Genomic DNA, 26,690 nt, shown 5'->3' on the forward strand with positions numbered 1-26,690 from the left:
CGCGGATATTTAGAAACAAAAGAAATTGGGGGCGCTTGGGCGCAGGGGGTTTTTATTCCTTGGTGGGCGGCTTAGGTTAGGGGGCTGTTGCTGATAGGATATCCATGCGCCGTCTTCCCAAAACCTCTAGCAATCTAAACGACGAGCAGATCAGTGGTTGGCGCACGATCAAACGTGTGGCCCCCTACATGTGGCCTGCCGAACATCCTTGGGTGAAGCGCCGCGTGGTGGCCGCACTGGCGGTTTTGGTTATGGCCAAGGTGATCGCTGTGGCCACGCCGCAGTTCTACAAATACGCGGTCGACAGCCTGACAGGCGAAGAGGGCGCGACGATGCTGGCAATCGGCGCCATCGGGCTGACCGTAGCCTACGGCATGGCGCGCTTGATGACGGTGGGCTTTCAACAGTTGCGTGATGTCATCTTTGCGCGTGTGGGCCAGCGCGCGCTGCGCCAGTTGGCGCTGGAAACCTTCACCCATATTCATCGCCTGTCGATGCGCTATCATATCACCCGCAAGACAGGCGGCCTGAGCCGCATCATCGAGCGCGGCGTCAAAGGCGTAGAGTTTCTGTTGCGCTTTTTGCTGTTCTCCATCGGGCCGCTGATCCTTGAATTGCTGATGATCGGCGTCGTTTTGGCGATCCTGTTTGACCCTTGGTATCTGGTTGTCGTGGTCGTTACGATTGCGCTTTATGTCTGGTTCACATTCGCGGTGACCGAATGGCGCGTGAAAATCCGTAAAGTGATGAACGACCAAGATACAGACGCCAATCAAAAAGCCATCGACAGCCTGCTGAATTTCGAGACCGTCAAATACTTCGGGGCCGAAACCCGCGAAGCGCAACGCTACGATGGCGCGATGCAGCAATATGAGGCGGCGGCGCTCAAGACATCATATTCACTTGCGTTCCTGAATTTCGGCCAGTCCCTGATCATCACCAGCGGTCTTGTCGGCGTCATGGTCATGGCCGCCGTGGGCGTGCAAAACGGGGCGCTGACGGTGGGCGATTTTGTCATGGTCAACGCCTATATGATCCAGATCACCATGCCGCTGAACTTTCTGGGCACAGTCTACCGCGAAATTCGTCAGGCGTTGATAGACATGGGCGATATGTTTGACCTGCTGGAACAACCCGCCGAGGTGCAAGACAAAGCAGGTGCCAAGCCTTTGCAGGTCAAAGGGGGCGAGGTTGTGCTAGATGACATTCACTTCGGCTATGATGCCGCGCGCCCCATCCTTAAAGGTGTGAGCATACACGCCAAAGCAGGCGAAACTGTTGCCATCGTCGGCCCGTCTGGATCGGGCAAGTCGACCATCGGGCGGCTGTTGTTCCGCTTTTACGATGTCGGCGACGGTGCCCTTGTGATCGACGGCCAAGACGTGCGCGATGTGACCCAAGACAGTTTGCATGCGCAGATCGGCGTCGTGCCGCAGGATACCGTTCTGTTCAACGATACCATCCTTTACAACATCGCCTATGGCCGCCCCGAGGCAAGCCGCGCCGAGATTGAAGGCGCTGCCAAAGCCGCCAAGATCCACGACTTTATCATGGGGCTGCCTGAGGGTTATGAAACAACCGTGGGCGAACGGGGCCTCAAGCTGTCTGGCGGTGAAAAGCAACGGGTGGGCATTGCGCGCACATTGCTGAAAGACCCGCCCATCTTGTTGCTGGATGAGGCGACATCGGCGCTGGATAGTGAAACCGAACGCGATATTCAGGACGCGCTGCAAGGTTTGGGGCAGGGGCGCACGGTCTTTACGATTGCGCACCGCCTATCCACGATCACAGCCGCGGATCAGATCATCGTGCTGGAAAACGGCGTGATCACCGAACGCGGCACCTTTGATGCGTTGCTGGAACGCGGCGGGCGTTTTTCAGATATGTGGCACCGTCAGCAGAACGACGAAGAAGCGGCCTAGCGCACCACCTGAATGTTCGAGAACTGGACGTCATCGACATCGGTGTCCTGCACAATCGCCAAAAGCTGTCCGTTCAGGCTGATGTGCGTGTCATCCGCGCTTTGTTCAAACAGCAGATCGTTGAAGTCGGGATCGCTGCCAAAGCCCGGGCCAAGGATCGGATTTTCACCTGCAAACCGAAGCTCTAACATCTCGTTTTTGGGATTATAGTCGGTGATTGTCACGGCAGTGGCATTGGGTGATTCAACCGACAAGCTAAAGCTGTCGATGCCATCGCCACCGCTGACCGTATCGCCATCATCAAAGAAAAGCTGGTCGGCCCCTTTGCCACCAAAGAGCTGATCTGGGCGGGCCTCAACGCCGTCGAACTGTGGCAGGATATCAAGCGCGGACAAGAGATCACCTCCCGTTCCGCCATAAAGCGTATCAGCCCCCGAGATCGAGTAAAGACTATCTGCGCCGCCGCCGCCGCGCACCAGATCATCGCCGCCATAGTCGGGATCGTTGCGCCCGCCAACGTCGCCAAAATAGTCATCGCCTTGGCCCAAAAACACTTGGTCATCACCGTCACCCGGCGATACCTCATCGTTGCCGTCACCTGCAAAGATGGTGTCGTTACTGGGGCCGTCCAGATCAACCCGATCGTCGCCACCTTGGGTGTTGATATACAGGTCTTGCGTGCTTTCCAGATCAATTACCGTGTTTGGTTCATCATCGCCAATGATGCGGGTCGGCTTGGCTGTCGGCTCAGGCTCGGCAGGGGGCTCGGATGGCGGTGTTGGTTCAGGGGGCAGGTTCTCTTCTTCGTCGGCACGGGTGGTTTCATCGTCATCAAACACATTTACAAGCCCAACAAGGCCAAGCGAGACGAGCAGGGGAAGCAAAAACAATGACATACCAATAGACCCTTTCGATGTCCCGTCAGGCTATCATCCCTAAGAGTTACTAAAAAACCCCCCGATGTGTCACATCGGGGGGCGTGGTCGAAACACTGTGTTGCCAAAACGGCTATTCTGCAGCGCGCAGGGGTGTCATTGGCGTATCGGCGGCAGACAGATCCGCATCATCCCAGATGATTTCGGGGTGTTTCAGGCGTTTGGCTTCCTTTGCCAAGGCCCAGTCCTGCGCCGCGCGGCTTTGCTTGCCAAGCGAGGCTTTTGCAAGCGCCCGTCCGCCCCAGACCGCATAAGTGCTGACCCAAACGCGCAGGGCCAGCATCGCAGGGGTAAAGACCAGTGTCAGCACAGTTGCGATGCCCAGACCAAAGACGACAGCCGTCGCCAGTTGCTTCCACCAGAGCGCTGTGGGGCTGTCGATGGAATAACCGCCGCCGATAAAATCAAGGCTCAGCCCAAACATCATGGGGGCCAGACCCGCCATTGTTGTGATGGTCGTCAGCAACACAGGGCGGATGCGGTCCTCGGCCGTGCGCACAATGGCTTCAATGCGCGGCATGTAGCGGCTGTATTCCTGATAGGTGTCGATCAGAACAATGTTATTGTTCACCACGATCCCCGCCAGCGCCACAATGCCTGTGCCCGTCATGATGATCGAAAACGGCTGGTCCATAACCAACATCCCGATCAACACACCCGTGGTGGACAAAATAACCGCCAGCAGCACAAGCACCGCGTTATAAAAGCTGTTGAACTGTGCCAGCAGGATGATGAACATCAAGCCCAATGCGCCCGCGAAGGCACTTACCAAAAAGGCACCGGACTCTGCTTGCTCTTCCTGATCGCCCGTCCATTCCCACGACAAGCTGGAAGGGAAAGGGTCTGTCTGAAGCCATTCCGTCAGGGCTTCGATGCGTTCATTGGCATTTACGGGGATCATGTTCAGATCGCCGTCGTTGAACTGTGTTTGCACCTGATCAAGTGTCACACCATCGGCCAGCCAAAACGGGGTAAAGGCCGTTTCGGCATCCGTGCGGAACACCGGACCCGTGACATCCGCACCGTCTTCGGCCGCCTTGATCACGGCCAGCGTTGTGGTGGTGTCATCTTCGGTCAGAACCAGCTTGCTCAGGCCCGGTTCCACATCTGCTTTGACGTTATACACCCGCTTTTGATCAACGCGGTCAATCTGGCCCAACTTGGCCACAGGTTTGCGGGAAATGAAGTTCGAAAGAGGCACCAATCCATCGCTGGTGCGCACCTTCAAGCTGTCTAACGTCGAGAGCACACGGTCTTTTTCAGGCAGGCGCACGCGAATTTCAATTTCTTCGTCACTTGTGTCCACCCGCATCGTGTCCAGCAAAATACCGCGTGTGACCAGTTGAACCATCGCGCCAACGGTGGCCACATCGGCCCCAAAACGGCCTGCTTTTTCCACATCGACATCGATTTCCCAATCAATGCCGGGCAGGGGCAGGGTGTCCTCGATCAAAACCAATCCAGGGGTGGCTTCAAACTGCGCGCGCGCCTGCAAGGCCGCGTCTTCCAAAGTCTCTAGGCTGTCGCCGCTGATGCGCAGATGCACTGGTTTGCCCGTCGCGGGGCCTTGGGCCAGTTCTGTGATTTCAGCCTTGATGCCTGCCAGTTTGGCCAGCTCTGCGTTAATCTCTTCCAATACGATGTTGCCATCCAGTTCGGGACGGTCGGCGCGGTCTTCCCACGGGATTGTCTCTAGTTGGATCTGGCCGATCGTATCGCGCGGGCCTTGCCCACCGCCGGGCCCGCCTGTGGCCAGCCCGCCAACACCTGCAAACGAAAAGACATTCACAACACCGGGGTGTGCCATGACAATCTCTTCAACCTCGCGCACAGCTTCGTCTTTTTCCTCAAGGCTCAGGTTGCCACGCGCCTGAACATAGACAATCGCCTGCTCGGGTTCGCTTTCCACGAAAAATTCGACACCGTTGTTGTTTTGTCCAAAGGTGATGAAGGTTGCGACGACAAAGCCCAAGACAAGGCCGATCGACACCAAAGGCATCACGGGGTTTGCAGCAATCGCGCGTGTGAACTGGCCAAACGCCGTGCGCGTGCGCCCCGATGAAATCCGTTTTTCCCCTGCTCGGGGTGTGGCAGAGCCCACCGTGATGGACACCGCAAACGCACCAATGGCAAACAGCACGATGCCAAAAACCGTCCCAAGCGCGCCGCCCATCGGCAGGATATAAGCAGGATTGAGCAACGACATGACGCCCGCGAACGTGATCAGAACCGATGGGATCACGAGGGCCACACGCAAGGCCCACGCCATATTTTCGCGCATCGCATCTGAAATACCGCCAAAGACGCGGCTCATACGGCCTGTGACACCGCCCATGACAGGCAGGTAAATCAGCGCCACAACCAGTGAGGCGGACAAAACAAAAATCAAGGTGACAGGCAGCATCCCCATGAACTCACCCGGCACACCGGGCCAGAACAGCATGGGCAGGAAGGCACAAAGCGTTGTCGCGGTTGACGATACGATGGGCCAGAACATACGTTGCGCCGCTTCGACATAGGCGTGCATGGGGCCAGTGCCTTCGCTGATGCGTTTGTCGGCGTTTTCGACCACAACAATCGCGCCGTCCACCAGCATACCCACCGCCAGGATCAGCCCGAACATCACGATGTTGGACACCGATATGCCCATGATGCCCAACAGGATGAAACACAAAAGAAACGATGTGGGGATGGCAAAACCGACCAATAGGGCAGGGCGCGGCCCAAGGGCTGCAAGAACCACAATCATGACAAGCGCAATCGCGGTCAGCACCGATCCTTCCAGCTGGCGCACCATACTATCGACCACGCGGCTTTGGTCGTTTGAAAAGCCCACCTCAATCGCGGCCTGCAATTCGGGCGGCCAGGTCGCTTGTTCGGCGGCAACTTCCTCGCGAACCATGTTAGCGGTGTCGATCAGGTTAAAGCCTTTGCGTTTGACGACCTGAAGCGCAACCGTGCTTTCGCCGTTAAATCGCGCTGTGCCCTCGCGGTCTTCGAAGGTCAGGTTGATATCGGCCAAATCGCCAAGCGTAATGACACTGTCGCCATTTGTTTTGACAGGCAGGTCATAAATATCGCGCGGTTCATCAAACGACGACGGGATCTTGATCCCGATCGAGCTGCTTGCGGTATCCACATTACCCGCCGCGACCAGCAGGTTGTTGTTGCTGACCACATTGATCAGCTCGCCTGCTGTGACGTTGTAGCTTTCCAGTTTCAGCGGATCGATGATGACCTCGACCATTTCATCGCGCTGCCCCGCCAGAGCGGCTTCCAGAACGCTGTCCTGCCCCTCGATGCGGTCTTGCAGGTCTTTGGCCACCTGCACCAGAGTACGCTCGGGCAATGGGCCTGTCAGGCTGACGATGATGATCGGGAATTCGGAAAAGTTAATTTCTTCCAGCGTATATTTTTCGGCGCCGTCGGGGAAATTTGCCTCAACCGTGTTCATGCGGTCGCGCACATCGGCCAGAATTTTCGTCTTGTCCCATCCGAATTCGAATTCCAGCACCACATTGGCATAGTTTTCAATTGCCGTGCCGGTGATCGTTTTCAGACCATCGAGATCCGAAAGCTCTGTTTCAATCGGTTTGACCAAAAGCCGTTCACTGTCCTCGGCCGAAATGCCCGGAAACGGCAGGGAAATAACGAGGGCGGGGATCTCAATATCGGGCTCGCCCTCTTTGGGCAGGCCCGTGTAGGCAAACCAGCCAACAGCAAGGCTTAGTGCAATAAATGCCAGCACCATCCGCGCGCGATCGGCGGCCCATTGAACAACACCGGTCATCCCTGTGCCTCCCTATAGGTTACATCGACGGGCACGCCGTCGGTCACGTATTCCTGCCCAAGCACGATCACATCCACCTGCGGCGGCAGGCCATCTACCCAAATGCCGTCTACCGTATCGCGGATCACGCTGACAGGCGCAAAGCGGGTGATGCCATCTTCAACGATGCGCAGACCCAAAGTGCCTTCGTCGTTCAGCGTCAGGGCAGAGCCGGGAACAAGATGCGCGTCCGCACCGTCGCTTGCGATGATCATTTCTACCGTTTGGCCGTCACGAATATGCAAATCCGCATTCGGCACTTCGATGTCCACGCGGAAGGTGCGGGTCACAGGATCGGCACTGCGCGACAGGAACGTCACGCGGCCCTGCACCTCTTCGCCGCCCGTCAGACGTGCGCCGCCAACGGCGCCAACAGCAATGCGGTCCACCTGCGTTTCAGGCACGAACCCCACCAGTTTGACCGGGTCAAGCTGAATGATCGTGGCGCACGACATGCCCGGTTGCAGCAGGGCGCCCAATTCCGCCGTGTCACTTTCCAGCAGGCCAGAGAACGGCGCCTTGATCGTCTGGCGCTCAACATCCTTTGTAGCACTGGCCACCGCCGCCTCTGCCGAGCGGACAGCAGCTTGCGCACTTTCGATGCCCCCTTGGGCCGATTGGATGCCAGCCTCTGCCGACTGGATCGCCGCCAAGGCGCTTTCATAATTCGCATCGGCCGTGGCAACCCGTGTGTCACTGGCAAAACCGCCCTCTGACAGGCGGGTGGCTGCGTTTTGGTTGATCCGTGCTTCTTCCAGCCGTGCCTGTGCTTCGCGCAAACGCGATTGGGCTTCGGGCAGGCGGGACTGTGCGGTTGGCATATTGGCGCGCGCCTCGGCCAATCGCGCTTCGGCTTCGGCCAAACGCGCCTGCGACGTTCCGGGGTCCAGCACGCACATTTCAGCCCCTTCCTCAACAAACGCACCTTTGCGCAGCGGGGCCGAGATCACACGGCCCGAAATTTCGGCTTTCACATCAACCTGACGCGCCGCTTCGGTGCGCCCGCGCACCAGCACGGCACTGTCAATGGCTTGCGCTTGGGATTTCAGGGCCACCACGGCCACGCGCTGAATACCGTCGTCTTGCGCGGCGTCACCGGTGTCTTGCGCACCTGACTGGGCCAGCGCCATCAGGGTGTCACGCTCAAACACCAGCCCATAAAGGAATGCGCAAACCAAAATGGCGGTGACGAAGGAAAAGAATTTCATAGCAGGCGTCTCTTGTTGTGTGCAGCGCAGGTATCGGCCGGTTTTGTTTTATTTATGTCAGAATACGTATCACTAAACCAATTAGTTCAAAAAAAATCGCTTTGCACGTGTATTTTTTGTGACGCCTTGGTCCGTGCACAAAAATTAAGCCGGTTTTCGCACCCTTTATGTGGATACGATTTGTGCACCCTGCGATCATACGGTAAGCCCCGTTTAACGAATTGTGCGCAACAGGCGGAGAGCGGGCATGTCCAACAACGAAAGTTTCATCGAAGAAGTCACGGACGAGCTGCGCAGTGACCAGCTTTGGGCCGCCATTCGCAAATACGGTTGGATCGTTGCACTGGCCGTGATCGGCATCGTGGGGGGCGCATCCTACAACGAATTTCGCAAAGCCCAGATCGAAAATGCTGCACAGGCCAAGGGCGATGCCATTCTGGACGCATTGAACAAAGAAGATCCCGCCGACGTCCTGACAGCACTGGACGCGGCAAAAGACACAGGACTGGCGACCCAGTTTTTGCTGGCAGGCGAACAATCCACCCAAGGCGACACCGATGCAGCCATCGCCACCTACACCGCGATTGCCGCCAACGTCGATGCGCCTGCGGTCTACCGCGATCTGGCCACCTTCAAGGCGGTTTTGCTGCAAGGAACAGACACGCCCTTGGCCGAACGCAAGATGGCGTTTGAGGCCCTAGCCCAACCGGGCGGCGCCTACCGTCTTTTGGCCCAAGAGCAGTTGGCGCTGATCGCCCTTGAAAGCGGCGATACGGATGGTGCGATCACCATGTTGCAAACGCTGCTGGAAGACACGGAAGTCACCCAAGGCTTGCGCCGCCGCGCAACACAGGCGATTGTGGCTTTGGGCGGGACACCGCTGCCGACGCCCACACAGCAAGAGCCGACTGCCCGGTAACAAGGGCGGGCCAATCGGCCCAAAAATACGGCGCGACACGCGCAGAACAGACTAAAGGAAACAGGTCTTGGTCATGTCGATATTCCAGTCCAAAACCGCGCCTCTGGCCGCGTTGCTTGCGACAACTCTGTTGGTATCGGGCTGTGCGCAACGCGAAGAAATCCTTGAAGGTGAACGCCTTGATCTGCGCACACCTGTGTCTGAACTGATCAGCGGTGACACGCTGGATGATACCGCTGGCCAAACTGGTCAGGATGGGGATGCGCAGCCTGCCGAAGGTCCGCAACCCATCGCGTTGCCTGCGCAGGTCAACCACGCGGCATGGACGCACCGCTACGGCAATGCGCTGCACCGCATTACACACCCGCAACTGTCGCAATCGCTTGCGCTTGCATGGTCGTCCAATGTGGGCCAAGGCAACAGCCGCAAACAGCGCATCACCGCTGATCCGGTCGTGGCAGATGGACGGGTCTTTACCCTCGATGCCCAAGCGACCGTGACCGCAACCTCGACCTCTGGTGCGCCGCTGTGGACGCGTGATTTGACACCGCTGTCCGAACAGGGGGGTGACGCCTCTGGCGGCGGCTTGGCGATTGATGGCGAAACGATCTTTGTCACAACAGGCTATGGCGATCTGACCGCACTGGAAACCGCGACAGGGGCCGAACTTTGGACCCAACGTCTCGAAGCGCCCGCGACGGGCGCCCCAACCGTGGCTGGCGATATCGTTTATGTGGTGGGTGCCAATTCGGTTGCCTGGGCTATCAATGCCGACAACGGCCGCGTGAAATGGCAACTGCCCGGTCTTCCAAGCGCTTCTGATCTGGTGGGCGGCCCTGCGCCCGTGGTCACCGACAAGCTGGTGGTCTTTCCCTTTGCCACCGGTGATCTGCTTGCCGCGTTCCGCGAGGGCGGCATCCGCCGTTGGGACGCGTCTGTGACAGGCGAACGCCGCGGGCGGACCTACACAATTATCAAAGACCTTACCAGCGATCCCGTCGTGGACGGCAATGTCCTTTATGCGGGTAACCAGTCGGGCCGCGTTGCGGCACTGGACGTCAACACGGGCGATCGCATCTGGACCGCGACAGAAGGGGCCTATTCCCCCGTCTGGCCCGTGGATAACGCTGTGTTTCTTGTCTCTGATCAGGCCGAACTTGTGCGCCTTGATGCCAGCACGGGCGAACGTGTCTGGGGTGTCGATCTTCCCTATTTCGACAAAGAACGGGACCGCCGCAAGAAAGCGGTTTTTGCCCACTACGGCCCCATCCTTGCGGGCGGGCGCTTGATTGTGGCCTCCGACGACGGGGTTCTGCGCAGTTTTGATCCTGTGTCTGGCGCGCTGGTCTCGACCGTATCAATCCCCGGTGGTGCAGCCAGCAACCCCGCTGTGGCAGGGGCCACGCTCTATGTGGTGTCGGGCAATGGGCAACTCCACGCTTTCCGTTAGCAGCGCCTTGGTGTAAGTGCGGCGCTTAAACGCCTCAAAGGTCCCTGAATCATGTCTTTCACCCTCGCCATCGTTGGCCGCCCGAATGTTGGTAAATCCACGCTGTTCAATCGTCTGGTGGGCAAGCGTCTGGCCCTTGTCGACGACCAACCCGGCGTCACGCGCGATCTGCGCGAAGGCGAGGCCCGTTTGGGCGATCTGCGCTTTACGGTCATTGATACCGCAGGTCTGGAAGAGGCAACCGACGACAGTTTGCAAGGCCGCATGCGCCGGCTGACAGAACGCGCGGTTGATATGGCCGACATCTGCCTGTTCATGATTGATGCGCGCACGGGCGTGACCTCAACAGACCGCATGTTTGCCGAAATTCTGCGCAAACGCTCTGCCAAAGTGATGCTGGCGGCTAACAAGGGCGAAGGGCGCGCGGCTGATGACGGTGTGATGGAAGCCTATGAACTGGGGTTGGGAGAGCCGTTGCGCCTGTCTGCCGAACATGGCGAGGGCATGGGCGATCTGCTGGCCGAACTGATCCCGTTCAGCGATGAATATGAAAGTAAAAACAAGTCGATAGAGCCTGATGTTGATGTGTCACTTGAGGAAGGTGATGAAGACCCTGATGCCTATCAGGCCCCGTCCGATGCAAAGCCATTGCAGATCGCGGTGGTCGGCCGTCCCAACGCGGGTAAATCCACCCTCATCAACCAAATTCTGGGTGAGGACCGCCTTTTAACAGGTCCAGAAGCGGGGATCACCCGTGACGCGATTAGCCTGAAGATGAAATGGGGCGACACGCCCGTGCGCATCTTTGATACGGCTGGCATGCGCAAAAAAGCCAAAGTGCAGGAAAAGCTGGAAAAATTGTCGGTCGGCGACGGTCTACGCGCCGTGAAATTTGCAGAAGTGGTGATTGTCTTGCTGGATGCGGCAATCCCCTTTGAACAGCAGGATTTGCGCATCGCCGATCTGGCCGAACGCGAGGGCCGCGCCGTTGTTGTCGCTGTGAACAAATGGGACATCGAGGACGAAAAGCAGCAAAAGCTCAAAGACCTCAAGGAAGCGTTTACGCGCCTTTTGCCGCAATTGCGCGGCGCGCCGTTGATTACGGTGTCGGCCAAAACGGGCAAAGGTCTTGAACGGCTGCGCGACGCTGTTTTGCGCGCCCATGAAACATGGAACACCCGTATCCCAACGGCCCAACTGAACCGCTGGCTGACGGGTATGATCGAGGCGCATCCGCCCCCCGCGCCAAGCGGGCGTCGCATCCGTATTCGCTATATGACGCAAGTGAAAACGCGCCCGCCGGCGTTTGTGGCGATGTGCAGCTTGCCTGAAAAGCTGCCCACCAGCTACACGCGCTATCTGGTCAATGGGTTGCGCGATGATTTCGATATGCCCGGCACGCCCATCCGCTTTACCATGCGCAGCCAGTCCAAGGACAACCCTTACAAGGACAAGAAGAAATCAACGCCAAGCCGTCTGCGCAAACACCTCAACAAACCGCCCCACGGCGGCTGACCCGCGCCAGCCAGATTATTCCAGAATAATCTGGCGCCCCGAAAGCTATTCTTGAATAGCTTTCCCCCGCAGCGCCGCGAGAAGTCCGCCAGCCACTGCAAGGCAGCCTGCGATAGCAAGCCCGCCAGTGAGGTCCAGGCCATTGGCGACAAGGATTCCGATCAGGGCCCAGACCACGGCAGCGCCATAGGTCAGCACAAACGGGGCGGTCCAGATGACGCCCAAGGCGATCAAAAGGGCCAGCGCGATGCAGATCAGGGCCCAGACCTCGGCGCCAAAAAACAGCCCGTAGCCAGCGCCAGCGACACCAAGCGAGACATTTGCCGCCGCTGTCAGCCAGCCTGCATAAAGGCCAACAGGGGCCGCAAACCACCAGATGTCTTTGCGCGGCGCGTGAAATAGCGCAACCAGCGCGCCAGCCAGCATGACCCAGATCAGGATTGTGGCCCAGATGGGCGAGGCCAGCGCCACCCAAAGCCAAGCGGCACCCACGGCGATGCTAACGATCAGGGCAGGGCGTGCAGCGTCCCATGCTGTATCATCGCTGCGTTTGAGCACCCCAAATATCGCACTGGCGGCCAGCCAGCTATAGATCACCCCCCAAAGCGCAAAAGCATAGCCTGCGGGTTGGACAGGCGGGTTGGGTTGTGCGATCGGCAGTTGCCCGTCCGTGTAGCCCGTAAACGGCGGTGTGATCAGGGGAGCCACAAAAAACGCAGCGGTTACGATCAGGGTCAGCCAGGCTTTCATACCAATAGCCCTTCTGCGGTCAGCCGCGTTTTGCCGCCCAGATAGGGGTGAAGGGCTGCTGGCAGTGTGACTGATCCGTCTGCATTCTGGCCATTTTCCAGCACGGCAATCAACGCACGTCCCACCGCAAGGCCCGAGCCATTGAGCGTATGGACAAACTGCGGTTTGCCACCCGCTTCTTTGAAACGGGTGTTCATGCGCCGCGCTTGGAAATCACCGCACACCGACACAGAAGAAATCTCGCGGTAGCTTGCCTGACCCGGCAGCCAGACCTCGATGTCATGGGTCTTGATCGCGCCAAACCCGATGTCGCCCGTGCACAGCACCACCGTGCGGTAGGGCAACTCGAGTGCTTCCAGAATGCCTTCGGCACAAGCGGTCATCCGGTCATGCTCGGCCATGCTGTCGTCAGGGTGGGTGATGCTGACCATTTCGACCTTTTCGAATTGGTGTTGGCGCAGCATCCCTGCGGTATCACGCCCCGCGCTGCCCGCCTCGGAGCGGAAACACTGCGTATGGGCCACCATGCGGCGGGGCAGGGCGCTTGCGTCAACCACCTCACCGTTCCACACATTCGTCAGCGGCACCTCTGCCGTGGGCACCATCCACCAGCCGTTTGTCGTTTTGTAGCTGTCCTCGCCAAACTTGGGCAGCTGGCCCGTGCCATACATCATCTCCTCGCGCACCAATACCGGCGCCCAGGTTTCTTCCAGCCCGTTGTGGTCCACATGGGTGTCCACCATGAATTGCGCCAGCGCGCGGTGGATCCGCGCCACTGCCCCCTTCAGCACCATGAACCGCGAGCCCGACAGTTTGGCCGCCGTCTCAAAATCCATGCCGCCGCGCACGCCTGCAATCTCGAAATGCTCAACCGCGTCAAACCCCATCTCGCGCGGCGTGCCCCACCGCTTGATCTCGACGTTGTCGGCCTCATCCGCGCCATCGGGGACAGAGGCATCCAGCAGGTTGGGCACCGACATCAGCAGGTCGGTCAGTTGCGCGTCCAGCGCCTTGGCCTCATCGCCCAACGCCGCGACCTCGGCCTTCTTGTCGCCCACCAGCGCGCGCAACCGTTCAAACTCGGCCTCATCACCCGATGCCTTGGCCGCGCCGACTTGCTTGGAGGCCGCGTTCTGCTCGGCCTTGGCATCCTCGGCCGCCTTGATCTTGGCGCGGCGCGCAGCATCAATGGCCAGCACATCCGCCGCCCGCACGTCCGACCCGCGCCGAGCCATCGCGGCATCAAACAAATCAGGGGTCTCACGGATGAATTTTATGTCGTGCATCGGGGGCCTCGGGCTAACGTGAATCATTGCCAGCGGTATAGAACGCTCAGGAGAGGATGGGTAGGGCAGCGGTCAGGTGGGGTCGTCTGGGTCAAAGCCGATGGAACGTTGCCACGCGCGCCATTGGTCGTAAATAGGATCAGCTTTGGTATTTTCAGTTGCCCAATGAGCTGGTGGTTCAGCATCCAATTTTGCTTCCCTCCATTCAGCTTTCAGCGAAAAGATAGAATATATTTGCTGTTTGGTTAACTGTGGAACATTGGGATAGACGTTAACAATTAAGCTACCGGCCAAATCGCTGTGTTTGAACGAGGTGAAGTCGTTGAATAAGGTCCCGGAAAAGTAAGACCCTTCTAATTGGTTTCTTTCCAGCTTTGCGCCCTTCAAATTGGTTGACCTAAAATTAGTACCTCGTAAAATTGTGGCTCTGATCTTGGCCCCAGTAAAATCAACTGAGTAGAATGCGCAGCGAGCCATGGTAGCCTCACCTATGGTTATCCCTATCATCCGAGACGAAGAAAAGTCGCTTTCTTCAAGTATTGAGCGAACGATCTCGGCTCCATGTAAGTCCACGTCACTAAAGGTACACATTTCAAGGTTAACAAGATCAAAGTCTACGCCAATTAGTGAGCCATAACTAAAGTCTGACCCCTTAAGCCTTACCGATGAAAAGTCTGCCCCATCCAAGCGGCTTCCTGCAAAATTTGTAAGTTCGAAAAAGCCATCCTCAAAAACCGCTCCTTGAAGGTTGCAATCGCTTAGATCCAAGCGCCATTGCTTTTTCGTAATGTTTCGATAGTCCTTTGTGAAACTTCGTCCAATTACCTCAATAGCTGTTTGGATGTCTATTCTCGGAGGCGAGCATCTTAGTGCCCAATGGGTTAGAGCATCAGGGTCTAAGTCATGATTTGGATCAATTCCTGTTCTTCGATGGATTTCATGATCAAAATCCAAACCATCGAAATTGCTAAATTCTAAATCCTTCGAAGCGGTTCTCCAGATTTCTACTGGACTGGTGCTACTTTGATCTTTCTTTGTGTTCCCACGTATGTAGGCAGTCAGTGTCTCAACAATCTGAGCTTCGTCCCTCGGGCTATCTTTCGCGATCCTTTCCAGTGAATAAATCGCACCAACTCTTACTTCTAAATTGGGACCAGTTTCTTCAAAAGCCAATGACTTTCCGCTACTGTCCCGTTGATTGCGTTTCAGGACTTTTTCTGCGCCCAATCCCTCAACCGCTTTATTGATCCGATCCGTAATGAGACCTTCGATCTCAGTTTGTGTTTGCGTCCGCGTATATTTCAGCCGCAACATCGTTAGGGGCAGCCCAATCACCGCACCTGTAACGGCCGTTATCCCGACAAACTGCGCCAGCAAAAACCTAAAGTCGCTTTTATCTTCGTAATTGATAGGAGCCGCTGTTAGCAGCAGCTTGATAATCAAAAACACCAATCCTGCCACCAGAACGACAAACACAATAGCCCAGATCACCGACAGCCCTGTAAACAGCGCGGCGGGCATCTCTTGCATCCCCAGACGCTTTTGCAGGCTCTCCGCCGTTTTGTCGTCGGGCTGTTTGCGCCCTGCGCCCCATATGGCCCCGACGAACAACAACGCCAATAGCCCCACGGTCAGCACTTGCAACCGTGTGGCATCTCCAAAGGTAAAGGCGCCGTCCAACCACACCTGCATCATCAAATCTCCGTCACCAACACCACAACCCTAACGCGCAAAAAACGGGTCAGCCAGTGGCAAATCGCAGGCGTGCGGGCGCGGTAACATCCGCCAATTTGCGCCCCTGTTGCGCGCGGCGCAAACCATAGAACGTCTGACGCATTGCCATACCGTGAGCAGACGCTAGGCCATACACCCGTTTTTGGCGTTTTCGCACCTTGCACACCCCCCATATCATGCATAGGTTCCCCCAAACTTTAGCACCCAAAAGAGGTTCCCATGGACGGCAGCGCCTTCGCACAATTTGTCCCGCTTATCCTGATCTTTGCGATCATGTATTTCCTGCTGATCCGCCCTCAGCAAAAGAAGATGAAAGAGCATCAGGCGATGGTCGCGGCCCTGCGTCGTGGCGATCAGGTGGTCACTCAGGGCGGGCTGATCGGCAAGGTCTCGAAGGTCAAGGAAGGCGAGAACGAGCTGGAGGTCGAAGTGGCCGATGGCGTCAAGGTGCGGGTCGTGCAAAACACCATCACCCAAGTGTTGAACAAGACCGAACCTGCAAGCTAACCCCCTGACCTGAAAGGGGTTTTTCGATGCTCCAGATCACCCTTTGGCAACGGATCATGATTGTGCTGACCATTGTTGTCGGTCTGTCATTGGCGCTGCCCAACCTGTTTTACCCACGGGTCGAAGCGCATAACGACGCCGTCGCCGCGATGGAACTGGACGGGGCATCGCCCACGCTGATCGATCAGGCCGCACGTTGGCCATCGGTGTTGCCATCGGGGTTGGTCAACCTGGGGCTTGACTTGCGGGGCGGGGCGCATTTGTTGGCCGAGCTTCCGCTTGAGGACGTGTATCAAAAGCGCATGGTCGGCATCTGGCCATCGGTCTTTGATGCGCTGCGCGACAACCGCGACCAGATCGGCAACTTCCGCCGCCTCGGCATTGAAGACGGTGAACTCCGCATCCGCATCGCCGAGCCCGCAAACGTGCCGCAAGCCCTTGAAATCGTTGAGAGTGTTGCAACGCCAGTGGCGTCATTGTCCGCGCTTAACGCCACTGATATTCAGGTGCGTGCCGAAAATGACGTGATCATCGTCAGCCTGACAGACGAGGAAAAAGCCGCCACCGACGAGCGCACCATGCTGCAATCGCTCGAAATCATCCGGCGCCGTATCGACGAGGTCGGCACCCGCGAACCCACCATCCAGCGTCAGGGCGCCAATCGTATCCTTATTCAAGTGCCGGGCCTGGGATCGGCGCAGGAACTCAAAGACCTGATCGGCACCACCGCGCAACTTTCGTTCCATCCCGTGATCGGCCGCTCTGCCGACGCCAACGTGCGGGCAGGGGTCGGCAATGTGTTGTTCCCGTCGATTGATGAAGAAGGCATCTTCTACATCCTCGAAGAAAATCCCGTCGTCACGGGCGAAGACCTTGTCGACAGCCAACCCTCGTTCGATCAAAACGGTGGGCCAGCCGTGTCCTTCCGCTTCAACAGTGCGGGCGGCGCGAAATTCGGGCGCTACACCGCGGAAAACGTCGGACAGCTGTTTGCGATTGTCCTCGACGAAGAAGTGATCAGCGCCCCGCGCATCAACGAAGCCATTCCCGGCGGCTCTGGCATCATCACAGGCAACTTCAGCCTTGAGGAAAGCACGCAGCTTGCGGTCCTGTTGCGCGCAGGGGCGCTGCCTGTTGAGCCTGAGTTTGTCGAAGAACGCACGGTCGGCCCCGAACTGGGTGCCGACAGTATCGAGGCAGGGCGCATCGCCTGCATCGTCGCATTCATCGCGGTGCTGGTCTTTATGTTCCTCAGCTATGGCACCTTCGGTGTTTTTGCCAATATCGCGCTTATCATCAACGTTGGCCTAATCTTCGGCCTGCTGTCGCTGATCGGAGCGACGCTCACGCTGCCGGGTATCGCAGGGATCGTGCTGACCATCGGGATGGCGGTGGATGCCAACGTGCTGGTGTTCGAGCGGATCCGCGAAGAACTCAAGACGTCCAAAGGACCCGCCCGCGCCATCGAGCTTGGCTATGAAAAGGCGCTGTCGGCGATCATCGACGCCAACATCACCACGTTTATCACGGCCGTGATCCTGTTTGTCATGGGCTCGGGGCCTGTGCGCGGGTTTGCGATCACCCTTGGCCTTGGCATCCTGACATCCGTCTTTACAGCGATCTACGTCACACGCCTGTTCGTGGTGATCTGGTTTGAACACCGTCGCCCCAAAACAATCGAGGTCTAGCCCAATGCGTCTGCGTCTGGTCAAACAAAACACAAGCTTCGATTTCTTCAAACGCGCCAACCTTTGGCTTGGTATTTCGGGGCTCATGATGGTGGTGGCGTTTGTCAGCTTCATCATTCAAGGGCTCAATTACGGCATCGACTTTCAGGGCGGCACCACAATCCGCACCCAAGCGGAAAGCCCGGTGGACATTGCAGCTTACCGCACAGCGGTTGAACCTTTGGATCTGGGCGATGTCTCGATCACCGAGGTGTTTGACCCGCAATTTGCCGATGATGAAAACGTGGCAATGATCCGTATTCAGGCACAAGAGGGCGAAGAGGCGGCCTCGGGCGATATGATTGCGGATGTGACCGCCGCGTTGCAGGCTGTCGATGCAACCCTGACGGTGCAGTCTGTAGAAAGTGTCGGCCCAAAGGTGTCGGGTGAGCTGATCCAGACCGCAGCGATTGCGGTCGTGTTGGCAATCGGTGCGGTCCTGATCTACATCTGGCTGCGCTTTGAATGGCAGTTCGCACTTGGCGCTGTTGCGGCCCTTGTGCATGATGTGATCCTGACGATCGGCGTATTTTCGGAACTTCAAATCCGCTTTGACCTTGCGATCATCGCGGCACTTCTGACCATCGTGGGCTATTCGCTCAATGACACTGTGGTTGTGTTTGACCGCGTGCGGGAAAACCTGCGCAAATACAAACAAAAGCCGCTCAAAGAGGTTTTGAACCTGTCGATCAACGAAACGCTGTCGCGGACGTTCATGACATCGGTGACCACGCTTCTGGCACTTATTTCGCTTTATGTGCTTGGCGGCGATGTGATCCGCGGGTTTGTCTTTGCGATGATCTGGGGGGTGATTGTCGGAACCTACTCGTCGATCTTCGTGGCTTCTGCGATGTTGCTGTGGCTTGGCGTCAAGCGCGACTGGTCCAAACCCACAGATGAAGGTGGCACCCAGTTTGGCGATGTGGACGCCTAGCCCCGCGTCGGGCGCGCGATTTTCGAAAATCGCGGGGCAAGGCCTTTCGAAAGGCCTTGTCGCGTTGCGCTGAAGGATGGCGTTTTTGCCGGACGCCTGGCCGCTGCTTGTGGGTGCCGTGCTTGTCGCGGGTCTCGTGCGCGGCTTTGCAGGGTTTGGAACCGCGATGATCTACCTGCCCGTCGCAGGGCAGGTGCTTGACCCCTTTGCCGCCATCGTAACCTTGATTGTCATGGATATCATCGGGCCGCTTCCTGCGGTGCCCCGCGCGATCAAGGAAGGGCATCCGCGGGATGTTTTGCGCCTGTGGCTCGGAATGTCCGTTATGGTTCCTGTTGGCCTCAGTGTTCTGACTGTCACGCAACCACAGGTGTTTCGCTACGGCGTATCAGGTATTTCGCTATGCCTGTTGATATGCCTGATCTTTGGGCTGCGGTATTCAGGTGTTTTGAAACGCTGGATGATTTACGCTACGGGCGCACTTTCGGGCTTTTTGGGTGGCGTTGCGGGGCTGGCGGGACCCCCTGTCATTTTGCTCTATATGGCCAGCCCGCATCCGCCCAAGGTGATCCGGGCCAACACAATGCTGTTTTTGGTGCTGGTCGATGTCACGATGATTGCCGTTCTCGGGGCGATGGGCCGGCTGTCTGGTGAGGCCATATTGATCGGCGCCACCCTGATTTTGCCATACATGGCGGGGGTGTTGATCGGAACGCGCCTTTTTGATCCCACGCGCGAGACGCTTTATACGCGTGTGGCATATCTCATCATCACGGTTTCTGCCCTTTCGGGTCTGCCGCTTTGGGATTAAACAGGACGCAAGAGGAAAGGCACGCTGATGAAACTGACCGAAATCACCTATGATGATGCCATTCCGGTGGACGGCTATGGCCCCGGATTTTTCCGTATCGGTGGCGAGGTGTTTGAAGGCCCGACGCTGGTGCACCCCAACGGTGCGGGCCCTTGGGGCGGCTATGAGGATCTGCAAGCCTTGGTCGCACTGAAAGAAAGCATTGATGTGGTTTTTGTGGGCACGGGCAAAGACATCGCCCATCCGCCCGCTGCATTCAAACAAGCCCTCGAAGCGGCCGGATTTGGGGTTGAGCCTATGTCATCGCCATCCGCATGCCGCACCTACAATGTCTTGGTCAGTGAAGGGCGGCGCATCGCGTTGGCCTTGATCCCTGTGTAGCGCACATGCTTTCGCTTGCCGATGTTACTGTGGCCCGTGGTGGTCTGCCTGTTTTGGAAGGTGTCTCGTTTGACGTGGGCGCAGGGCAGGCGCTTGTTCTGCGCGGCCCCAACGGCATTGGCAAAACAACGCTTTTGCGTGCGATTGCGGGGCTGCAACCTGTGCTGGCTGGAACGATTGCGCATGATGAAGATGCCGTTGCCTACGGCGCCCATTCGGACGGTCTCAAAGCGCAACTGAGCGTGCGCGAAAACCTGCAATTCTGGGCGGACGTTTATGGTGGCGGTGACGTGGAGCAAGCGTTGCACGATATGAATATGGCGGATTTGCAAAGCCGTCCGGCAGCGCAGCTTTCAGCAGGACAAAAGCGCCGCCTTGGGCTGGCCAGACTGTTGGTGACGGGCCGCCCGATCTGGGTGCTGGATGAGCCTACGGTGTCGCTTGATAAATTTTCGGTAAACCTGTTTGCCGACCGTGTGCGCACCCACCTTGCAAGCGGTGGGGCGGCTGTGTTGGCCACGCATATTGATTTGGGACTGTCCGAGGCGCGCGAGCTGGATCTTGCCCCGTTCAAGGCCGTGCCACCCACTGAAGAAGCCTTTGACGAGGCGTTTTTGTGAAGGCGCTTTTGATCCGCGATCTCAGACTTGCGATCAGGGCAGGGGGTGGTTTTGGCCTTGGGCTGTCGTTCTTTCTGATCCTTGTGACGCTTGTGCCTTTCGGGGTCGGTCCCGATGCCGAAGTGTTGGCCCGCATCGCACCCGGCATCTTGTGGGTTGGATCACTGCTGGCGTGCTTGTTGTCGCTTGATCGTATTTTTGCGCTAGATTTTGAAGATGGGTCGCTGGATCTGCTGGCGACGGCGCCCTTGCCGATGGAGGGCACAGTCAGCATCAAAGCTCTGGCCCATTGGCTGACAACCGGACTGCCGCTGGTGGTGATTGCCCCGTTGCTTGGTCTGCTGTTGAACCTGCCGCTTCAGGCCTATCCGTGGATGATCCTGTCTTTGTTGGCGGGCACGCCCGCTTTGTCGGTGATCGGCACCTTCGGTGCGGCCCTGACTGTGGGGGTGAAACGCGGGGGCTTGCTGTTGTCGCTCCTGGTGTTACCCCTTTATATGCCGACGCTGATTTTCGGGGCGGAGACCGTGCGGCGGGGTGCCGAAGGTCTGCCCACGACCACGCCGCTTTTGATGGTCGCTGGCATCACAATGGGCTGCGTGGCCCTGATGCCCTTTGCATCGGCTGCGGCAATCCGCGTCGGGCTGAAAGGGCAATAAAGCGATTGTGAGCGACCGCGACGGCATGTCATATCTCAACAAAAGAGCAACTGGGCCTATCTAAGCATCATGTCACTTTGGGAATACGCAAATCCGCGCAAGTTCATGGCGCTGTCAGGCACCGTCCTGCCTTGGGTTACAGGGCTGGCGGCCGTGTTGTGCTGTGTGGGCGTCGTCTGGGGCTTTTTCTTCACGCCTGATGATTTCCGCATGGGCAGCACCGTCAAGATTATCTACATCCATGTGCCGTCGGCGATGATGGCGATCAACATCTGGGTGATGATGCTGATCACCTCGCTGATCTGGTTGGTGCGTCGCCATCATGTGTCGGCGCTGGCCAGTAAGGCTGCGGCCCCGATCGGGTTAATAATGACAGTGATTGCGCTTGCGACCGGTGCCATCTGGGGCAAGCCGATGTGGGGCACCTACTGGGCGTGGGATCCGCGTCTGACATCGTTCTTGATATTGTTCCTGTTTTACCTGGGCTACATGGCGCTTTGGGAAGCGATCGAAAACAAGGATACCGCCGCCGATCTTACGGCAGTGCTGTGTCTTGTCGGCTCGGTCTTTGCGCTGTTGTCGCGCTATGCTGTGCGGTTTTGGAACCAAGGCTTGCACCAAGGCACATCCGTTCCCGTGGCGACAGGCGAACGAACGGTGGCAGATGTATTCTTTGTGCCGCTTGCGATATCCATGGTGGGCTTTGGCGTGCTGTTTTTAGCGCTGGTGTTGCAGCGCACACGCACCGAGGTGCGCGCCCGCCGCCTGCAAGCATTGCAGGCGCGCGAAAGGATGGGGTGATGGTTGATCTGGGGAAATACGCGGCCGACGTTATGTTGGCCTATGCTGTGACGATTGCGCTGATTGTGGGGCTGATCCTTGTGAGCTTGCGTCAATCGCGCAAAGTCAAAGCCGCCCTGAGCGAGATCGAGGCGCGCCGCAATGGCTAAACCGTTGATGCTGATCCCGCCGCTGGTGTTCGCTGGCTTTGCCGCTTTGGTCGGTGTGGGCATGTTCCGTGATGACCCTGACAGTCTGCCCTCTGCCCGCGCGGGGCAGGTTGCGCCTGAGGTGGTCATCACACCACTGGCGGCCCTGCCAACATTCGACAGTGACGCGTTGAAAGAAGAGGGTGTGAAGCTGGTGAATTTCTGGGCCAGCTGGTGCGCCCCTTGTCGCGCCGAACATGACCAGTTGATGGCGTTGCAGGCCGAGGGCGTGCCGATCTATGGTATCAATTATAAAGAACCCGATATGGACAATGCGATCGGTTTTCTGGAAGAGCTTGGCAATCCGTTCGACGCGGCGGGCCAAGACATCACAGGGCGCGACACTGCCGTAGAGTGGGGCGTTTACGGAATTCCCGAAACCTATGTGATTGACAGTGACGGCGTCATAAGGCTTCGGTTTGCAGGGCCGATTACCGAAAGTATTCTGGAAAGCACCATACGCCCTGCCATAGAGGCCGCGCGTTCAAATTGAGTGGCTGAGGCCACCCACCATGTTTGGATGAGGGGCGCTGCCCCTCAAACTCCCCGAGGTATTTGGACAACAATGAAGTCTAGGCAGCCTTTAGGGCGGCTTTGATCCATAGTACTGCAAGCGCAAAGCTGATTACGGCGTTCCAAGTGGGCATGGAGAGGCCCGCGAATGCCCAAGCGATCTCATCGCACATGATGATTGTATTGGCGGCATTTGAATCGAGAAGGCTGTCGCCTGACAGCCCGCCGAGCCCGTTGCCTGAACATGAGCTCGGTCCGGGCCACCATTTTTGTTCAACGCCCGAGTGATAGGCGCCAAGGGCTGCGGTGGTCAGCGCGGCTGCTGCGCCAAGCCAGAGGAGCCATCTTGAGGGGACAAAAAAGAGCAATGCGCCGATAAGGATTGCAGCCGCATGAGGCCAGCGCTGCCATAGGCACATTTTGCAAGGCGCCAAGCCGCCAAGGTGCTGGAACGCATATGCGCCCAAAAGCAAGCCGAGCGAGCCAAGGGCCGCGATATGTGCGGTGCGGATCACAGGAATTTAAGTGCGTAAAAGCCACCGATCAAAACGATGACAAAGAGGGTGAACATCAGCCCAAGACGCTTTTCGATGAAGTCTTTGATCGGCGCGCCGAACTTCCACAAAAGCGCTGCGACGATAAAGAACCGCAGACCCCGCGCGATGATGGAAGTGACAATGAATGTACCCAAGGGCATTGCGGTCCATCCCGACATGATGGTGATGACCTTGTAAGGAAATGGCGTGACACCTGCGACCAGAACCGCCCAGAAGCCCACGCCGTTGAAGCGGTCGTTGAAGGCTTCCATGCTGTCGGCCTTACCCATCGCTTCCAAAACAGGTTGCCCGACGGTTTCAAAGGCCAGCGCGCCGATTGCATAGCCCAACAGCCCGCCAAGTACAGAGCTGACCAATGCAACGCCTGCAATCAGAAAGGCGCGCGAGGGGGCCGCCAAGATCATCGGGATCATCAAAATATCTGGCGGGATGGGAAAAACCGAGCTTTCAATAAAGGAAACAAAGGCCAAAACCCACAGCGCGCGGGGATGGTCTGCCATTGAAAGGGTCCAGTCGTAGAGTCTGCGGATCATGGCTGCTCGGCCTTTTTATGACGGTTAAACTGCACATGACGTTCCCAAGGCGCTGCGTCAAGGTTGTGTGCAGGGTTTGGTGCGTTAAACTGCGTGGGTATTCACGGGAGAACGACGCAATGAAATGGCAGGGCCGACGCAGCAGCCGCAATATTGAAGACCGTCGCAAAATGGGCGGCGGCAAGGCCGCGGGTGGCGGGCTTGGTGTGCTGGCGATTGTTGTGATCGGGTATTTTCTGGGGGTTGATACGTCCTTTCTTCTTGATGGCCAGCAAGTGCAATCGGGGCAAAACGGTCAAATCAGCCAAGCCGACCAGCGCGCGGGTGAGTTCGCTGCCGTCACTTTGGCAGATACAGAAACCATCTGGGCAGAGATTTTCGCCACGCAGGTGGGAGACGCCTATGTGCCGCCCACTTTGGTGTTGTTCAAAGGTGCAACAAACAGTCCTTGCGGCGGGGCAGATGGTGCATCGGGGCCGTTTTACTGCCCCGCGGATCGAAAGGCCTATCTGGATACAGATTTCTTTGTCACGATGGAGCAGCGCCTTGGCGCGGGCGGTGATTTCGCGGCAGCTTATGTAATCGCCCATGAGGTCGCGCACCACGTCCAAAACGAGTTGGGTATTCTTGGTCAGGCCAATCGTATCCGTGCGCAGGCCTCGGAACGCGACGCCAATCTGATAAGTGTGCGGTTGGAGTTGCAGGCGGATTGTTATTCGGGGATCTGGGCACGGTATGCCCAAGAGCGGCTTGGCACATTGGAGCGTGGGGATTTGCAGGAGGCGTTAAATGCTGCCAAGCAAATCGGTGATGACACGTTGCAACGCAACGCAGGCAAGCGCCCCAATCCGCATACCTTTACCCACGGCACATCCGATCAGCGCCAGCGCTGGTTTGCCAAAGGCTATGAAACGGCCGATTTGCGGCAGTGCGATACCTTTGGCACGAACGCCCTCTGACAAGAAACCGATCGCTTATGCCCATTGCCAAACGCGCCCAAACTATTTTTGGTGCCCGCATCGAAACGATGGTGCGATGGCTTGCCTATGCTGGTGGGTTTATTTTGGTGGCGCTGGCCTTGGTGACTGTGGCGTCCATTACCACACGTCAGCTGTTTAACGCGCCCATACGGGGCGACTACGAGATTGTGGCGAATGGATGCGCGTTGGCCGTTTTCGCGTTTTTGCCCCTGTGTCATTACAAACGCGGACATGTGAGTGTTGATATTGTGGTCGACAGGTTGCCTGACCGCCTCAAGGCTGTGTTCGGACTGATTGGTGACGTGCTTATCGCAGGCGCATCGCTTTTGATCCTCAGGCAGCTTTGGTTCGGATTTGGTGAGAAGTTTCCCTATGGCTCAGAAACAGTCCGCCAGACTTTGGGGATGGGATACAAACCATATTTTGCCGAAACCACGTATGAGCTGCAGATTCCCGTCTGGATTCCCTATGGGCTGGCGTTGATCGGCGCGGCGATCTTTGCGGTGACCGCGCTTTATTGTGTGTGGCGTGCCTTGAACTGGGTGCTGGAGGGGCAAGAGCCCCATATGGGCTTATGAGCGGTCTGGAGCTTGCCCTGAGCGGGTTTGGCTTGATGCTCTTGGGTATCTTTTTGCGGGTGCCCATTGCGATTGCGATGGGGCTGACCGGGTTTTTTGGCATCTGGTATGTGCTTGGCACGCCTGCGTCCCCTATGGCGCAGATGAAATCGCTGACCTATGAGACGTTTTCGAACCAGAGCCTCTCTATTATTCCGTTGTTTTTGTTGATGGGGCAGTTTGCAACAAAAACCGGCATGTCGGCGGCGCTGTTCAATGCGGCGAATGATTGGCTTGGTCATCGCAAAGGCGGGATTGCAATGGCTTCGGTCGGGGCCTGTGCGGGATTTGGTGCTGTCTGCGGCTCATCACTTGCCACGGCCTCGACCATGGGGCAGGTCGCATTGCCTGAGATGCGCAAGCGCGGCTATTCGGACAGCTTGTCGACAGGTGTTCTGGCCGCCGGCGGCACACTTGGCATCCTGATACCGCCGTCCATTATTTTGGTGATCTACGCAATCATGGCAGAACAGAATATCGTTAAGATGTTCATGGCGGCGCTGGTTCCGGGGCTATTGGCGGCCATTGGCTATATCCTGACCGTGGCGATTTATGTCCGTCTGCGCCCAGATGCTGCCACGACTGCACCGCGCAAACCCTATGCAGCGCGCTTCAAGACACTTGCGCGCACGTGGCCCGTTATTGCAATTTTCGTGCTGACCATGGGCGGAATTGTCGGTGACTGGAATTGGGTGAAGGACGGGACGCAAGCGCTGTTTACGCCGAATGAGGCGGCGGCTTTTGGGGCCGTGGCGACTGCGCTTTACGGCCTGGCAAACCGAAGCCTGACGTGGGCGCTGTTTTTGGAAGCGATTATTGAGACGGCCAAAGCAACTGCAATGATCTTCTTCATCCTTCTGGGGGCCGAGATATTCAAAGGCTTCCTTGCTCTGACGCGGGCCCCCGATATGTTGGCCGACTGGGTCGCAACGCAGGGCTTTGCCCCGATCATGGTGCTGGCGGTGATGCTGTTGTGTTACCTGATCTTTGGCTGCGTCATGGACAGTCTTTCCATGATCTTGCTTACCATCCCGATCTTTTTGCCGATCATAGAGGTGCTCGATTTTGGCATGTCGGCAGAGATGACGCTGATCTGGTTCGGTATATTGGCCCTTATCGTGGTGGAAGTTGGTTTGATCACGCCGCCCGTGGGCATGAACCTTTTTATTATCAATGGCGTGGCGCGCGACATTCCGATCAGCGCGACGTACCGCGGCGTTGCGCCGTTTGTGCTGTCTGATTTGATCCGGGTTGTGATCTTGGTCGCCTTTCCGCCGCTGACCCTGTGGTTGGTCGCCATGATGGTCTGATGGA

The 26,690-nt window shown here is 57.5% G+C and carries 25 protein-coding genes; 17 read left to right on the top strand and 8 right to left on the bottom strand.

From position 1 onward, the window contains the following. Nucleotides 1-104: 104 nt before the first annotated feature. The gene (locus L1065_RS11730) at nt 105-1,922 is read left to right on the top strand and encodes an ABC transporter ATP-binding protein/permease (RefSeq protein WP_237095662.1); all 1,818 of its coding nucleotides are present in this window, start codon (nt 105-107) and stop codon (nt 1,920-1,922) included. Here L1065_RS11730 and L1065_RS11735 read toward each other — a convergent pair. From L1065_RS11735 to L1065_RS11745, 3 genes are all read right to left on the bottom strand, one after another. Continuing rightward, nucleotides 1,919-2,818 (bottom strand): calcium-binding protein, encoded by a 900-nt coding sequence (locus L1065_RS11735; RefSeq protein WP_237095663.1) that lies wholly within the window; start codon nt 2,816-2,818, stop codon nt 1,919-1,921. The genes L1065_RS11730 and L1065_RS11735 overlap by 4 nt on opposite strands. Nucleotides 2,819-2,930: 112 nt before the next feature. Next, nucleotides 2,931-6,647 (bottom strand): efflux RND transporter permease subunit, encoded by a 3,717-nt coding sequence (locus L1065_RS11740; RefSeq protein ID WP_237095664.1) that lies wholly within the window; start codon nt 6,645-6,647, stop codon nt 2,931-2,933. Beyond that, on the bottom strand, nt 6,644-7,894 hold the full coding sequence (locus L1065_RS11745; RefSeq protein WP_237095665.1) for an efflux RND transporter periplasmic adaptor subunit: 1,251 nt from the start codon (nt 7,892-7,894) through the stop codon (nt 6,644-6,646). Before L1065_RS11745 ends, L1065_RS11740 begins: the two co-directional genes overlap by 4 nt. A gap of 247 nt (nt 7,895-8,141) precedes the next feature. Between L1065_RS11745 and L1065_RS11750 the strand changes: the two genes are divergently transcribed. The 3 genes from L1065_RS11750 to der all read left to right on the top strand — a co-directional run bounded on the left by L1065_RS11750 (nt 8,142) and on the right by der (nt 11,778). Continuing rightward, nucleotides 8,142-8,813 carry a hypothetical protein gene (locus tag L1065_RS11750; protein ID WP_237095666.1) on the top strand — a complete coding sequence of 224 codons (672 nt, stop codon included), beginning with the start codon at nt 8,142-8,144 and terminating at the stop codon, nt 8,811-8,813. A gap of 73 nt (nt 8,814-8,886) precedes the next feature. Further along, entirely contained in the window at nt 8,887-10,263 is a 1,377-nt protein-coding gene (locus L1065_RS11755; protein ID WP_237095667.1) for a PQQ-like beta-propeller repeat protein, read from the top strand. A gap of 51 nt (nt 10,264-10,314) precedes the next feature. Continuing rightward, entirely contained in the window at nt 10,315-11,778 is a 1,464-nt protein-coding gene (gene der, locus L1065_RS11760) for a ribosome biogenesis GTPase Der (protein ID WP_237095668.1), read from the top strand. A 45-nt stretch (nt 11,779-11,823) separates the two neighbouring features. On the opposite strand, the gene L1065_RS11765 is transcribed toward der, so the two are convergent. From L1065_RS11765 to L1065_RS11775, 3 genes are all read right to left on the bottom strand, one after another. Then, entirely contained in the window at nt 11,824-12,528 is a 705-nt protein-coding gene (locus L1065_RS11765) for a hypothetical protein (protein WP_237095669.1), read from the bottom strand. Then, nucleotides 12,525-13,814 carry a serine--tRNA ligase gene (serS, locus tag L1065_RS11770; RefSeq protein ID WP_237095670.1) on the bottom strand — a complete coding sequence of 430 codons (1,290 nt, stop codon included), beginning with the start codon at nt 13,812-13,814 and terminating at the stop codon, nt 12,525-12,527. Before serS ends, L1065_RS11765 begins: the two co-directional genes overlap by 4 nt. A 72-nt stretch (nt 13,815-13,886) precedes the next feature. Continuing rightward, complete coding sequence (locus L1065_RS11775; protein WP_237095671.1) at nt 13,887-15,506, bottom strand: pentapeptide repeat-containing protein; 1,620 nt, start codon at nt 15,504-15,506, stop codon at nt 13,887-13,889. A gap of 261 nt (nt 15,507-15,767) precedes the next feature. Between L1065_RS11775 and yajC the strand changes: the two genes are divergently transcribed. The 10 genes from yajC to L1065_RS11825 all read left to right on the top strand — a co-directional run bounded on the left by yajC (nt 15,768) and on the right by L1065_RS11825 (nt 22,669). Continuing rightward, a complete protein-coding gene (yajC, locus tag L1065_RS11780) occupies nt 15,768-16,055 on the top strand; it encodes a preprotein translocase subunit YajC (protein WP_237095672.1) in 288 nt (95 codons plus the stop codon). A 26-nt stretch (nt 16,056-16,081) separates the two neighbouring features. After that, nucleotides 16,082-17,743, top strand: a complete 1,662-nt coding sequence (gene secD, locus L1065_RS11785) for a protein translocase subunit SecD (RefSeq protein WP_237095673.1) — start codon at nt 16,082-16,084, stop codon at nt 17,741-17,743. Between the two features lie 4 nt (nt 17,744-17,747). Beyond that, nucleotides 17,748-18,716, top strand: coding sequence for a protein translocase subunit SecF (secF, locus tag L1065_RS11790; protein WP_237095674.1), 969 nt, complete (start codon nt 17,748-17,750; stop codon nt 18,714-18,716). An 85-nt stretch (nt 18,717-18,801) separates the two neighbouring features. Then, the gene (locus L1065_RS11795) at nt 18,802-19,527 is read left to right on the top strand and encodes a sulfite exporter TauE/SafE family protein (protein ID WP_237095675.1); all 726 of its coding nucleotides are present in this window, start codon (nt 18,802-18,804) and stop codon (nt 19,525-19,527) included. A gap of 27 nt (nt 19,528-19,554) precedes the next feature. Then, nucleotides 19,555-19,908 (top strand): Mth938-like domain-containing protein, encoded by a 354-nt coding sequence (locus L1065_RS11800; protein ID WP_237095676.1) that lies wholly within the window; start codon nt 19,555-19,557, stop codon nt 19,906-19,908. A 5-nt stretch (nt 19,909-19,913) separates the two neighbouring features. Beyond that, nucleotides 19,914-20,528 (top strand): heme ABC exporter ATP-binding protein CcmA, encoded by a 615-nt coding sequence (ccmA, locus tag L1065_RS11805; protein ID WP_237095677.1) that lies wholly within the window; start codon nt 19,914-19,916, stop codon nt 20,526-20,528. Then, nucleotides 20,525-21,187, top strand: a complete 663-nt coding sequence (gene ccmB / locus L1065_RS11810; RefSeq protein WP_237095678.1) for a heme exporter protein CcmB — start codon at nt 20,525-20,527, stop codon at nt 21,185-21,187. Before ccmA ends, ccmB begins: the two co-directional genes overlap by 4 nt. Before the next feature lie 69 nt (nt 21,188-21,256). Then, the gene (locus tag L1065_RS11815; protein WP_237095679.1) at nt 21,257-21,988 is read left to right on the top strand and encodes a heme ABC transporter permease; all 732 of its coding nucleotides are present in this window, start codon (nt 21,257-21,259) and stop codon (nt 21,986-21,988) included. Beyond that, nucleotides 21,988-22,137: a heme exporter protein CcmD gene (ccmD, locus tag L1065_RS11820; protein WP_239030038.1), complete on the top strand. Its 150-nt coding sequence runs from the start codon at nt 21,988-21,990 to the stop codon at nt 22,135-22,137. The genes L1065_RS11815 and ccmD overlap by 1 nt, the downstream gene beginning before the upstream one ends. After that, on the top strand, nt 22,130-22,669 hold the full coding sequence (locus L1065_RS11825) for a DsbE family thiol:disulfide interchange protein (protein ID WP_237095681.1): 540 nt from the start codon (nt 22,130-22,132) through the stop codon (nt 22,667-22,669). Before ccmD ends, L1065_RS11825 begins: the two co-directional genes overlap by 8 nt. Before the next feature lie 79 nt (nt 22,670-22,748). Here the strand turns inward: L1065_RS11825 and L1065_RS11830 are convergent, their stop codons facing one another. Both L1065_RS11830 and L1065_RS11835 read right to left on the bottom strand, forming a co-directional pair. Next, nucleotides 22,749-23,204, bottom strand: coding sequence for a disulfide bond formation protein B (locus L1065_RS11830; protein WP_237095682.1), 456 nt, complete (start codon nt 23,202-23,204; stop codon nt 22,749-22,751). After that, nucleotides 23,201-23,779 carry a YqaA family protein gene (locus L1065_RS11835; protein WP_237095683.1) on the bottom strand — a complete coding sequence of 193 codons (579 nt, stop codon included), beginning with the start codon at nt 23,777-23,779 and terminating at the stop codon, nt 23,201-23,203. Before L1065_RS11835 ends, L1065_RS11830 begins: the two co-directional genes overlap by 4 nt. Before the next feature lie 119 nt (nt 23,780-23,898). On the opposite strand from L1065_RS11835, the gene L1065_RS11840 reads away from it, so the two are divergent. The 3 genes from L1065_RS11840 to L1065_RS11850 are packed head-to-tail and all read left to right on the top strand — an operon-like array spanning nt 23,899 to nt 26,686. Then, nucleotides 23,899-24,738 (top strand): neutral zinc metallopeptidase, encoded by an 840-nt coding sequence (locus tag L1065_RS11840; protein WP_237095684.1) that lies wholly within the window; start codon nt 23,899-23,901, stop codon nt 24,736-24,738. A 17-nt stretch (nt 24,739-24,755) separates the two neighbouring features. Continuing rightward, nucleotides 24,756-25,337, top strand: coding sequence for a TRAP transporter small permease (locus tag L1065_RS11845; RefSeq protein WP_237095685.1), 582 nt, complete (start codon nt 24,756-24,758; stop codon nt 25,335-25,337). Continuing rightward, nucleotides 25,334-26,686: a TRAP transporter large permease gene (locus tag L1065_RS11850; RefSeq protein WP_237095686.1), complete on the top strand. Its 1,353-nt coding sequence runs from the start codon at nt 25,334-25,336 to the stop codon at nt 26,684-26,686. The genes L1065_RS11845 and L1065_RS11850 overlap by 4 nt, the downstream gene beginning before the upstream one ends. Nucleotides 26,687-26,690: the final 4 nt, after the last annotated feature.

It is taken from the genome of Nereida sp. MMG025 (assembly GCF_021654165.1).
Taxonomy (GTDB): domain Bacteria; phylum Pseudomonadota; class Alphaproteobacteria; order Rhodobacterales; family Rhodobacteraceae; genus Nereida.